We start from the raw sequence: 12,144 nt of genomic DNA, 5'->3' as shown, positions 1-12,144 counted from the left end.
ATGACAGATAAAGTAGACATCATAATTGGTCCTTTTTAGTAGTAACTTTAACTTTTTGTTTCAATATTACGTTTCTTGAAATATTTTTTATCTTCAAATCGTAAGCATGTTAATTTTCCGCCCCAACAACACCCTGTATCAAGTGCGTAAATGGTTTCAGGGGTGCCTTTTCCGTTTAACGCAGCCCAATGCCCAAAAACAATACTATATTCTTTTGGAATTTTACTTGATAATAAGAACCAAGGTTTAAGCTTTGAAGGTGCTTGCTCTGGCGACTTTTTACAATAAAAATCTAAGCGACCATCCTCATAGCAAAAACGCATACGAGTTAATGCGTTAGCAATATAGCGCAGTCTATCTAAACCTTTTAGTTCAGGTGACCATTCATCAGGAAAGTTACCATACATTTTATCAAGGAATAAGGCATAAGAGTCACTAGATAACATAACGTTCAAGTCATTGGCACATTTTTTTAGTGTTTCAAGATCCCATTGTGGTGAAATACCAGCATGAGCCATAATTAGTTTTAGTGACTCGTCAATTTGAACCAATGGTTGTTTACGTAGCCAATTCATTAATTCATCAAAATCAGGCGCATTAATTACGCATTCAAGATTATCTTTCTTTTTAGAAACAGTAACACCTGCATAAATTGATAATAAATGTAAGTCATGATTACCTAATACTAATCGAATTTGATTGCCATTATGTTTAACAAACCTTAGGACATCTAATGATTTTGGTCCTCTGGCAACGAGATCACCTGTTAGCCATAAGGTGTCTGATGATGAGAATTTTGCTTTTTCAAGCACTCGCATAAACTCATCATAACAACCATGAATATCGCCAATAAGTAAGTTTGCCATACTGTTAATTCCATGAATTTGCAAGTTGACAATATTGTTGAACTGTTAAATTTTCAGCACGTAAACTTGGATCAATATTTAAATCCTCTAGCTGTTCAGCAGTAAACATGTTGCTTAAACTGTTACGAATAGTTTTACGTCGTTGATTAAATGCTTCCATCGTAATACGAGAAAGTATTTTTATATCATTAACAATATAAGGCTTTTCTTTATAAGGAATTAATTTAACAACAGCTGAATCAACCTTTGGTGCTGGCTTAAATGATGTTGGTGGAACTTCAAGAACAGGTATGATCTGACAATAATATTGAGCCATGACGCTCAATCTACCATAATCTTTACTATTAGGAGCGGCAACTAAGCGAGTTACTACTTCTTTTTGTAGCATAAAATGCATATCAGTAATGATATTTGCATATTCGAATAAATGAAACATTAAAGGTGTTGAAATATTATAAGGTAAGTTTCCAAATACTCTTAATGGTTTGTCTAATTGCTCAGCTAGCTGATTAAAATCAAAGGTCAGTGCATCTTGTTCAATGACAGTTAGTTTATTTTTCAATAGTGGGTTTCCCACTAATCTGTTGGCTAAATCTCTGTCGATCTCTATAACTGTTAAATGATCAACACATTGACTTATAGGTACAGTTAATGCTGCAAGGCCAGGGCCTATTTCGACTAGAGCCTGCTCTTTTTTGGGCTGTATAGCTGCAACTATATTTTCGATAATATAATTATCATGTAAAAAGTTTTGCCCAAATCGCTTGCGGGCAAAATGCCCTTGATGAACACGGCTATTCATGTTTATCTTCACCTGTAATTTTAATATAGGCATCACCTTTTATTTCCTGAATCCACACTTGGGCCTCTTCAACAAATTTACGATTAAAAATAAGTTGATAAGCTTGTGCTTTTTCCATGGCATTCTTCCCATCAATCCGCCTTGTATCGATTAATTCGATTAAATGCCAACCATAAGATGATTTTATTGGTTGACTTATTTCCCCTTTTTTTAATTGAGCTAGTGCATTTCTAAAACCGCTATCATAAATCTCAGGACGGTTCCAACCTAAGTTTCCCCCTTTGCTCGCTGTACCTGTATCCTCAGAATTAGCTTTAGCAGCTGCTTCAAAAGTTGTTGCACCACTAGTAATTGATTTACGAATATCAGTAAGTTTTTGTTTTGCATTTTGGTCTGTGACTAACACATTTGTTTTAATCAAAATATGACGAGCATTTACTTCTTGAACTGTAATTGTTTTTGGTGCTTCTGAACGTGTATCATCAACTTTTAAAATATGCAGACCCACGCCAGAGCGGATAGGGCCAATAATACTGCCTTTTGCTGCACGTATTAAGCGTTCTTCAAAAATAGTCGGTAACTCATTAAGTTTACGCCACCCCATACTACCACCTTTTAAAGCAAGATCATCGTTTGAATATGAAGTGGCTAATTTAGCAAAATTTTCCCCTTTTTGAGCTCGATTAATAATATCCCGTGCTTTATTTGTTGCATTATCTATTTGTTGTTTTGATGCTCTTTCTGGAATAGAAATCAAAATATGGCTAATTTTTACATCAATATTATTAGTTGGTTGACGAGCAATGTTTTTAGCTAAGTTATCAACTTCTTTTTCTGAAACTTTGATTCTTGGTCTTACTTCATGCATTCGTGTTTCTTCAATCAACATGTCATTATGGATTCTTTCACGATACGCTCCATAGCTGATCCCCATTGTTGACAACTTGCTTCGAAGCTGATCGATAGTCATACCATTTTGGGCAGCGATTCTGCTAATAGCACTAGTTACCTCGTCATCACTAACAGTGATTTTAGCTTTAGCTGCTTTTTGTAAAATTAGGTTTTCTATAATGAGACGATCAATGATTTGTTGTCTGAGCACCTTATCATTGGGTAAGTTTCTAGAATCGGTACTAGCTTTAATTGTTTTTAACATGTCATTAACGTCACTTTCTAAAATAACGTTATTATTTACAATTGCAGCAACTTGCTCTACAACTTTAGGTGCAGCATTGGCAGACAATGGCGTTAAAATACCTAAACTTACGCTTAGGTTTAAAGCGATAAATAGTTTTAATAATTTCATCTTCACTCAACTCATTTTGTTGTTGTAACATTTACTGCTTGCAATAAATTTATTGGTTATCTATTATTTTACAGAAATATCTTATTCAAATGTTGTTGTATATGGTAGTTTTCCGAAATTTAGCATTTTGGCTTTGGTGTCTCGATTGTTGCCTAATCCTTGCAATTCGAAATTAATAGACAATTTATTTTCATATTTGCTTCTACGAGAAGTATTGTTCCAATCTGTTAATTTTCTACCATACTGTATTGTTGTTCCCCAACAACAATCACTATAATGTAATCCGACAAAACCATCTGCGGATTGTCCTAATTTTACATCATAATAATACGATCCAACAGCGCCGACTGTTTGTGATAATGGCCACGCTGTCATCACTCCTGCTTGGGAGATATCTTGTTTGTAACCTCTATAAGCAGAATTTTTATCAACAGTATCAATATAGTTACGATTTGCGTAGCGATAAGATAATTGTGCTAACTTATCTGCAGAAGGGCGATATTCAAAAGTTGTATTGGCTAATGAAATGGTATCAATTCGAGTATCATACTGGACGCCACTTCTAAAGATTATATCATCACTTATGCGCCAAAAATTATCTGATGCCCACGTAATACTGCCAGTATCAGAGTTTTCGTCTAAACCATTATTGTGTTCGCTCGTTTTCGATTTGGTAAAATAAGTAATTTGTCCAATTGATAAGTTGAATTTTTCAACTTTATTTTGATTATAAATTCGTGTTGTTACACCCGTTGATATCTTATTAGTTGAAGCAATTCTATCTAGACCACTATAAGGTTGATCTCTGAATAAGCCAATATAATCTGATTGCAGTATAGTGGAATCATATGCCCAAATATTTGATTGTTTCCGATATGGGATATAGATGTATTTTACTCGTGGTTCTAAGGTTTGAGTATAGTTATGGAGATAAGGCATATCCCGTTCAAAGATGACTTTACCGTCAATACTAAATTTAGGTAAAAAACGATTTACGTTTTTATCTAAATCTTTATATTGATCAATATAATTTTTAATATTATCTTGTTTATAGTGAGTAGCCATAAAACCCGCTTCGGTAGCTAATGATGACCAAGAATTGGTTAAAGTATAATTAAGCGTTGGTTCAAGATGTGCTCGCCATGCTTTAGGTTTCTTTCGACCCGATGTCAAGAAGCGGGATAGTTGAGAAAATGCTCTAAATTTGAAAGGTCCCAAATCATTATTATAATAACTAATATCTAATTGTGGCTCGGTTTGGTAAAGTGAATTTTTTAATTCAGAGTGAAATGGCTGAAAATGCTTATAGCCTAGCGTAAGATCCCAACTTTCGTCATTATAAGCAATTTTATAGAACTGTGTTAAGTAGCCAGCAGTTTGAGATGCATATTTAGAGTTTAGATTGGTAAGATACTGATTGTCACTGACACGCGTTGTATCAGTATAGAAACGCCAATTATAGTTAATTAATTCTTCATTTTTCCAATGGAATAACCAACGATGTTTATTGTCATCATAATTGTTGCCATTAAAATGATTTTTTCTATCTTCGTCATATTTTCTATCATGTTGTAACCAAGAAAAGGCAAGTGTGCCTAAACCTATTTCATTTAAATAACGAAATTCTGTTTGTAATTGTATACCTCGTTTTTGTAAAACTCTGGGCGTAAAAGTTGCATCATAATTTGGCGCAATATTCCAATAGATTGGTATTGAAAAATCAATGCCATCAATACTGTCATAGCCAAAATTAGGCATCAATAATCCAGAACGGCGTTTATCACCAGTTGGTAATTGTAAATAAGGTGAGTATAGAACTGGGACTTTACCAATACTAAATACCGCATTCCAAACTTCTAGTAGCTGTTCTTCATTGTCATGAATAACCGTTGTTCCCTTAATATTCCATGTACTATCATTAACAGGACAAGATGTAAAACTACCATTTTTTAAAATAACATAGCGGTTCTTTTCAAGATTCATCTGATCAGCATTACCACGACCAAGTCGATTAACAAGGTGATATTGGCTTGGGCTCATATTGGCATCATTGTTATTGAGATTCATTGATGCATTCTCGCCTTTCATTTTTATCAAATTATCTTGATAATTAATATTTCCTTCTAATGTTACAGTTCGATTATCATCATCATTGGTGTCAATTGTTACTTTGTCTGCTTGAACTGTGCGGTTACCTTGCTCAATAAATACTTCACCTTGATATATGGCAATATTTGGGTAAATCGCTTCGAATTGATTAGCTTCAGCATTGACTGGTAAGGTATTTATATTTCCATTGACTAAAGGGCGATCAAACCTTGGTACGTCTATAAGGCATTGAGGATTATTGCTAACAGCTTTCGGTAAATCTATAGCATAACTAGCGTTGTTATACGAAGAAATAGTGATGGTTAGTGCAATAAGAGAAGGCGTTAATTTTTTCATCAATGATTATAAAATTATTATGATTATTTTAATTTCAACATTATAACGATTATTTATAAAAGTGCGAATTAAAAATTAACGTTTCACTTTGCGTTTATTGATTTTATTAAGTTGTTTTACCATCAATATTCTTTTTTCTACCGAAGAGTATTGGAATTCATCCCACCATTTAGCCAGTTCTAAGAGTTCCCCTTTTTCGATTGAGGCTCGCATTTCTAACAGATCATAAGCTGCTCGAAATTTAGGATGTTCTAATATAACAAATGCTCGTTTACCTTCTCGTTTTTTCATACGTAGCTGCAAGCGCCAAATATCTCCCATTGTAGAGGTAAAACGTCGAGGTATGGCAATATTTTTGCATTGTTCACTTAGCACTTCGTTAATTGTCATCGAAAATGAATCATGGAATGGTAAGCCACTTTCAACGCAGGTTGCTTGTGTTTGCTCAATAATTGGGTACCAGAAAAATGCAGCGAATAAAAATGCAGGGTTGACCCGTTTATTGTTGGCAATACGATAATCGGTATTTTTTAGAGCCTGCGCAATGATTTTTTCTAGGTAACCATTTTGATTATTGGTAAAAAACCGCCCAATAATCGGAAATAATTGCTCAAAAAGACAATATTCTCTCAGTAGTTCATAAGTTTTGTAGCCATTGCCTGCTTGTAATAGTTTAAGAGACTCATCAAAAAGCCGAGCAGATGGAATATTTTTTAATAAAGGTGCAAGGTATTTAATTGGTTCAGCAGTAGCTGGTTCAATTGCCATATTTAATTTAGCAGCAAAACGAACAGTTCTTAACATTCTAACAGGATCTTCTCGATAACGAGTCTGTGGATCGCCGATTAATCGAATAATACCTTTTTGTAAATCTTTCAATCCTCCGCAATAATCACGTAAAGTGAAATCATTAATACTATAATAAAGGGCATTCATGGTAAAATCGCGGCGAATTGCATCTTGTTCAATGGTTCCGTACACATTATCTCGTAACAGCATGCCTGATTGTGAACGTTTAGATATATTAGTTTGTCCTTCTTGGGACGCATGATCTCCACGAAAAGTCGCAACTTCAATGATTTCTTTGCCAAACATAATATGAGCAAGGCGAAATCGTCTTCCCACTAGACGACAGTTACGGAAAAGCTTCTGAATTTGCTCGGGCGTTGCATTAGTCGTGATATCAAAATCTTTTGGTGTTTTGCCTAAAATGAGATCTCTAATACATCCACCTACTAAATAAGCTTCATACCCTTGTTTATTTAATCGATGAAGGACTTTTAATGCATTTTCACTAATTTCTTTGCGGGATATAGTATGTTCATTACGTGGAATGGACACATAGCCCATTTTCTGTTTATCTTCATGACGGAAAAACTTTTGATAAAAACGTGAAACTTGTTTAAAAATAGCACACCTCAAAAAAGTATCTTGGCTTAAAAATAGTTATAGTGCGTGATTATATCGCAATTGCTAATAAGTTTCCATGTTTCTTAAAATTGATGTTTTTCTCTCAATAAAATGATTTTTCCAAAATGATTTAAATATTATATTTGATTTTTTGAACATAATTATCAACAATAGTACTTAATATAGTAATATTAGTAATACCTAATTAAAAACGACAAATTTCGTTTTGCTTTGGTTAGTGTTTTTGACTAACTGATTAAGATGAAATAAAACTATACTCAGAACTTCTTCTTGTTTATTTGTTTCGTAGGATATTATTTATAAAGCATTATAGTTTAAGAAATTATAACGCGCATTTTTAATGCTATTAATCTTACATATGGAAGCTATTTGAGTATATACCATTAACTAATAACTTATTGGGGATATTATGAATATTCGTGATTTGGAATATTTTGTTTCGTTAGCTGAATTTCGCCATTTTCGTAAAGCAGCAGATGCTTGCAATGTGAGTCAACCAACTCTTAGTGGCCAAATTAGAAAATTAGAAGATGAATTAGGCGTAATGTTATTAGAACGTACGAGCCGCAAAGTATTATTTACACAAACAGGTATGATGCTAGTTGAACAGGCTAAAGAGATTTTGCGTAATATTCAAATTCTAAAAGAAATGGCAAGCCGTCAAGGTGAAGAAATGTCAGGACCGATGCATATCGGATTAATTCCTACCATAGCGCCTTATCTTTTACCTCATGTTATTACCGTTTTACATGAATCTTTTCCAAAATTAGAACTTTACTTACATGAAGCACAAACGGCTAGCATTGTTGCTCAGTTAGAAAGTGGTAAACTTGATTGTGCTATTGTTGCGCAAGTTAAAGAGACATCTCAATTTATTGAATTGCCTTTATTTGAGGAACCGATGTTTTTAGCTGTTCGATCTGATAATGAGCTAGCAAATAAAAAGACCATCAAATTATCTGGCTTAAAAGGACATAAATTTTTAATGTTAGAAGATGGCCACTGCTTGCGTGATCACGCAATGGGGTATTGTTTTCAAGTTGGCATTGATGAAGATAAACAGTTCAAAGCGACTAGTCTTGAAACGCTTAGGAGTATGATTTCTGCGGGTCGTGGTATTACTTTATTTCCAGAGCTTGCTGCGCCTAATGAGCGAATTCGTGATAATATCTGTTATATCCCTTGTACAGACCCAGTGCCATCACGTAGTATTACTTTGATTTATCGTCCTGGTTCACCATTACGCTCTCGCTATGAAACAATAGCTAAGACTATCCGTGAGCATATGCCAAAAGTACTTGCTGAAAAAGAGCAATTATTGAAATCAGCAAATTAATATTTGAGGATGTAGGAATATCAGAATTGAGCTATTAGATGAAAAATATCAAGACTGGTGGTGTTCGAGCTCAACAGAAAGAAAGAACTCGTCGTACTTTAATCGAAGCCGCATTTAATCAACTTAATGCAGAGCAAGGTTTTGCTAGTTTAAGCCTGCGAGAAGTAGCGCGTGAAGCAGGAATAGCCGCTACTTCATTTTATCGGCATTTTCGTGATATGGATGAGTTGGGTTTAGCCATGGTTGATGAAAGTGGCTTAACGCTTCGTCAATTGTTGCGCCAAGCGCGTAAACGTATTGAAAAAGGCGGTAGCGTATTACGGACATCAGTCACCACATTTATTGAATTTATTGATAAAAACCCAAAAGTCTTTTTATTACTTCTTCGCGAAAAAGCGGGGACGTCAGCAGCTTTTCGTTCTGCTATTGCTCGAGAAATTCAACACTTTATTGTAGAGCTTGTCGATTATCTTGATGATGCCAACCAAATGCCTCATCATTATAACGAAGCTCAAGCCGAAGCGATGGTCACTATTGCATTTAATGCGGGTGCAGAAGCGATTGATTTTGATTTGGTGCAGCGTGAAAAATTAATTGAAGATCTTATTTTCCAACTTCGAATGGTATCTCGAGGTGCTTATTATCTTTATCATAAAGAACAAATTAAAAAAGATAACTGTTAGCAGAAAGGCTATTTCATACATGAAACCTGTATTTTTCTAAAATTATTTTAACTAAATAAATCATTTGCTTAGTTGGCACTAACAGAAAAGGTTAATATTATTTTGCTAATTTAGTTACTATTTAATTTAATTAATATTAATGGTATGAATTTCTAGCATTTAAGTTTGTAGATAGGCGGCAAAAGCTTATTTTTCGGTTATTACTGTGGCAAGCGCCACAGTAATATTTGCCGCGATTAATTAAAGGTTTTGTAGTACTTTCTCAACGCTATCTTTCGCATCGCCAAATAGCATATAACTATTTTCTTTAAAGAATAGTGGGTTTTGCACACCTGCATAACCGGTATTCATTGATCGTTTAGAAATAATTACCGTTTTTGCTTTCCAAACCTCAAGAACTGGCATGCCAGCAATTGGACTATTTGGATCTTCTTCTGCTGCTGGGTTAACAGTATCATTTGCACCAATAACCCAAACGACATCGGTGTCAGGGAAGTCATCATTGATTTCATCCATTTCAAGGACGATATCATAAGGGACTTTGGCTTCCGCAAGTAACACATTCATATGTCCAGGCAAGCGTCCTGCAACAGGATGAATACCAAATCTCACTTCAATATCCATTGCTCGTAGTTTTTCTGTAATATTACTTACAGCACCTTGTGCTTGCGCAACAGCCATACCATAGCCAGGAACAATAATAACAGAGCGAGCTTCTTTTAATGTTTGTGCAACTTCAGCGGGTTGCATTTCACGGTACTCACCTTGTTCTTCATCAGATGAATTTGCTATATTACCATCACTACCAAATCCACCTGCGATAACGCTAATAAATGAACGGTTCATTGCTTTACACATAATATATGAAAGAATTGCGCCGGATGAACCAACTAATGCACCAGTTACAATAAGAAGATCATTACCTAGCATAAAACCTGCAGCAGCGGCAGCCCAACCCGAATAAGAGTTTAGCATTGAAATAACAACAGGCATGTCAGCACCACCAATTGAGGCAACAAGATGGAAGCCAAAAGCAAAAGCGATAATTGCCATAACTAATAAGCTAATTGTTGCACCTGCACCACTTTTCAGTTCAACAAAGCTAAACATTAAAATGATAGAAACAACAATTGCTGCTAAGTTCCAATAATGTTTGTTTGGAATGGATAGCGGTTTAGAACTAATGCGACCATTTAATTTGCCAAAGGCGACAACAGAGCCAGAGAAAGTAACAGCACCGATAAAGACACCAACAAATATTTCAACTAAGTGAACACTAAGTTCACCACCGCTAAAATCTTGGATGTGAGGATCTAAGAAACTGTTGAAACCAACAAGCACGGCGGCCATGCCAACAAAGCTGTGAAGTAAGGCAACCAGTTCTGGCATTTGTGTCATTTCAACTTTTTGAGCTAAATATAAACCAATTGCCGCACCAATAACCATAGCGATAACTATCCAGTGTAGTCCACCAGTGATACTAGCAACCGCTGCGATAAGGGCGATTGCCATGCCAATCATACCGTAGATATTTCCTGATTTGGCCGACTCTTGGTTAGAAAGACCTCGTAAGCTAAAAATAAAAAGTAATGCAGCAATAACATAGGCTGCTTGAATTATTCCATTACTCATAATTTATGCTCTCCTTTACTTATCACGTTGGAACATTTTCAGCATTCTTTGGGTAACAAAGAATCCACCAAAAATATTGATACTAGCAATCAAAATAGCTACAAAGGCAATTGCCGTTGTTAAGCCATTATCATCGCTGACTTGTAATATTGCACCGACTAATATAATACCGGAAATGGCATTTGTTACCGACATTAGTGGTGTATGTAAAGAATGTGTGACATTCCACACTACGTAGTAGCCAACTACACAAGATAACGCAAACACAGTAAAGTGACCTAAAAAGCTTTCAGGAACGGAATGAGCAAGCCAGAAGAAAGCAATAATAGCCAAAGCTAAAATACCGTATTTTTTACGAACATCCATTGGTTTTGGTTCTGGCTTGGCTATTGGTTCAGCTACTTTTTTCTGTGGTTGAGCTGATACTTGAATTGGTGGCGCTGGCCAAGTAATTTCTTTATCTTTAACAACGGTAACACCGCGGATAACAACATCTTCAAAGTTAATATCAATGTTTCCGTCTTTTTCTTTAGCTAGCAGCTTCAATAGGTTAACAATGTTAGTCCCATAAAGTTGAGATGCTTGAGCTGGCATACGATTAGCTAAATCAGTATAACCAACAATTTTTACATTATTATCTGTTTCGAAAACTTCGCCGGGTTTAGTTAATTCACAGTTACCGCCAGTTAACGCAGCTAAATCAACAATAACACTGCCTGGTTTCATTGATTCAACCATTTCTTTAGAAATAAGTTTCGGTGCTGGTTTACCTGGAATGAGTGCTGTGGTAATAATGATATCCACATCTTTGGCTTGTTCTGCAAATAAAGCCATCTCTGCTTCTATAAAAGCTGCTGACATCTGTTTTGCATAACCATCACCAGTTCCAGCTTCTTCTTCAAAGTCTAGCTCTAAAAAATCGGCGCCCATACTGTTAATTTGTTCAGCAACTTCTGGGCGGGTATCAAAAGCACGGACAATTGCACCTAAGCTCACTGCCGCACCAATTGCGGCAAGACCAGCAACCCCTGCGCCAATAACTAATACTTTTGCTGGTGGTACTTTACCAGCAGCAGTAACTTGACCTGTAAAGAATCGACCGAATTGGTTAGCCGCTTCAATAACAGAACGATAACCAGCAATATTAGACATTGAACTTAATGCATCTAAAGATTGTGCGCGTGAAATACGAGGCACACAGTCCATTGCCATCACAGTAATATTTTTAGTTGCTAATTTTTCTAATAGTTCCTTGTGTTGTGCTGGATAAATATAACTGATGAGTGTTAATCCATCTTTCATTAAAGCAATTTCATCATCTGTTGGTGCATGAAATTTTAAAATGAGATCATTTTGCCAAATATCTTGCGTATTTTGAATTGTGGCTCCAGCATCAATAAAAGCTTGGTCTTCAAAATGAGCAGCATGTCCAGCGCCTTGCTCTACAGAAACTGTAAAACCAAGCTTTAACAGTTGCTCAATTGTTTGAGGGGTAGCGGCAACTCTAGCTTCATTGGCTAACCGTTCTTTAGGTATACCGATATGCATTTCGTTACGTCCTTATGTTAGTTTATTGAATGTGTATTGATTTTAGCATAAATAGTTTTGTGTGCGAGTAGGGAATCCATTTTTTATTCAAGAAA

General features: G+C 35.4%; 9 protein-coding genes. 2 read left to right on the top strand and 7 right to left on the bottom strand.

From position 1 onward, the window contains the following. Nucleotides 1-47: 47 nt before the first annotated feature. The 5 genes from apaH to pcnB all read right to left on the bottom strand — a co-directional run bounded on the left by apaH (nt 48) and on the right by pcnB (nt 6,769). Complete coding sequence (gene apaH, locus A9G30_RS08990) at nt 48-866, bottom strand: bis(5'-nucleosyl)-tetraphosphatase (symmetrical) ApaH (protein ID WP_065588721.1); 819 nt, start codon at nt 864-866, stop codon at nt 48-50. A 4-nt stretch (nt 867-870) separates the two neighbouring features. After that, the gene (gene rsmA / locus A9G30_RS08985) at nt 871-1,668 is read right to left on the bottom strand and encodes a 16S rRNA (adenine(1518)-N(6)/adenine(1519)-N(6))-dimethyltransferase RsmA (protein WP_065588720.1); all 798 of its coding nucleotides are present in this window, start codon (nt 1,666-1,668) and stop codon (nt 871-873) included. Continuing rightward, a complete protein-coding gene (surA, locus tag A9G30_RS08980; RefSeq protein ID WP_065588719.1) occupies nt 1,661-2,974 on the bottom strand; it encodes a peptidylprolyl isomerase SurA in 1,314 nt (437 codons plus the stop codon). The genes rsmA and surA overlap by 8 nt, the downstream gene beginning before the upstream one ends. Before the next feature lie 81 nt (nt 2,975-3,055). Beyond that, entirely contained in the window at nt 3,056-5,419 is a 2,364-nt protein-coding gene (lptD, locus tag A9G30_RS08975) for an LPS assembly protein LptD (RefSeq protein ID WP_065588718.1), read from the bottom strand. Nucleotides 5,420-5,494: 75 nt separating this feature from the next. Continuing rightward, nucleotides 5,495-6,769, bottom strand: coding sequence for a polynucleotide adenylyltransferase PcnB (pcnB, locus tag A9G30_RS08970; RefSeq protein WP_065588717.1), 1,275 nt, complete (start codon nt 6,767-6,769; stop codon nt 5,495-5,497). A 490-nt stretch (nt 6,770-7,259) separates the two neighbouring features. Here pcnB and oxyR point away from each other — a divergent pair, with 490 nt between their 5' ends. Beyond that, nucleotides 7,260-8,186, top strand: a complete 927-nt coding sequence (gene oxyR, locus A9G30_RS08965) for a DNA-binding transcriptional regulator OxyR (protein WP_065566849.1) — start codon at nt 7,260-7,262, stop codon at nt 8,184-8,186. Between the two features lie 38 nt (nt 8,187-8,224). After that, nucleotides 8,225-8,869, top strand: a complete 645-nt coding sequence (fabR, locus tag A9G30_RS08960; RefSeq protein ID WP_065588716.1) for an HTH-type transcriptional repressor FabR — start codon at nt 8,225-8,227, stop codon at nt 8,867-8,869. Between the two features lie 240 nt (nt 8,870-9,109). Here fabR and pntB read toward each other — a convergent pair whose 3' ends face one another. After that, the gene (gene pntB, locus A9G30_RS08955) at nt 9,110-10,501 is read right to left on the bottom strand and encodes a Re/Si-specific NAD(P)(+) transhydrogenase subunit beta (RefSeq protein ID WP_065588715.1); all 1,392 of its coding nucleotides are present in this window, start codon (nt 10,499-10,501) and stop codon (nt 9,110-9,112) included. Nucleotides 10,502-10,516: 15 nt separating this feature from the next. Then, nucleotides 10,517-12,049 (bottom strand): Re/Si-specific NAD(P)(+) transhydrogenase subunit alpha, encoded by a 1,533-nt coding sequence (gene pntA / locus A9G30_RS08950; protein ID WP_065580163.1) that lies wholly within the window; start codon nt 12,047-12,049, stop codon nt 10,517-10,519. Between the last annotated feature and the right edge of the window lie 95 nt (nt 12,050-12,144).

The sequence above is a fragment of the Gilliamella sp. Fer4-1 genome, from assembly GCF_001690515.1.
Taxonomy (GTDB): Bacteria; Pseudomonadota; Gammaproteobacteria; order Enterobacterales; family Orbaceae; genus Gilliamella; species Gilliamella apicola_C.
Note: the sequence above shows the minus strand (reverse complement) of the source record. Positions and strands in the feature narration are given on the sequence as shown.

Excerpts from the sequence above, each read along its gene's own strand:
- apaH (WP_065588721.1), bottom strand. The coding sequence starts at position 866 with ATGGCAAACTTACTTATTGGCGATATTCATGGTTGTTATGATGAGTTT.
- surA (WP_065588719.1), bottom strand. The coding sequence starts at position 2,974 with ATGAAATTATTAAAACTATTTATCGCTTTAAACCTAAGCGTAAGTTTA.
- pntA (WP_065580163.1), bottom strand. The coding sequence starts at position 12,049 with ATGCATATCGGTATACCTAAAGAACGGTTAGCCAATGAAGCTAGAGTT.
- pcnB (WP_065588717.1), bottom strand. The coding sequence starts at position 6,769 with ATGGGCTATGTGTCCATTCCACGTAATGAACATACTATATCCCGCAAA.
- rsmA (WP_065588720.1), bottom strand. The coding sequence starts at position 1,668 with ATGAATAGCCGTGTTCATCAAGGGCATTTTGCCCGCAAGCGATTTGGG.
- fabR (WP_065588716.1), top strand. The coding sequence starts at position 8,225 with ATGAAAAATATCAAGACTGGTGGTGTTCGAGCTCAACAGAAAGAAAGA.
- oxyR (WP_065566849.1), top strand. The coding sequence starts at position 7,260 with ATGAATATTCGTGATTTGGAATATTTTGTTTCGTTAGCTGAATTTCGC.
- lptD (WP_065588718.1), bottom strand. The coding sequence starts at position 5,419 with ATGAAAAAATTAACGCCTTCTCTTATTGCACTAACCATCACTATTTCT.
- pntB (WP_065588715.1), bottom strand. The coding sequence starts at position 10,501 with ATGAGTAATGGAATAATTCAAGCAGCCTATGTTATTGCTGCATTACTT.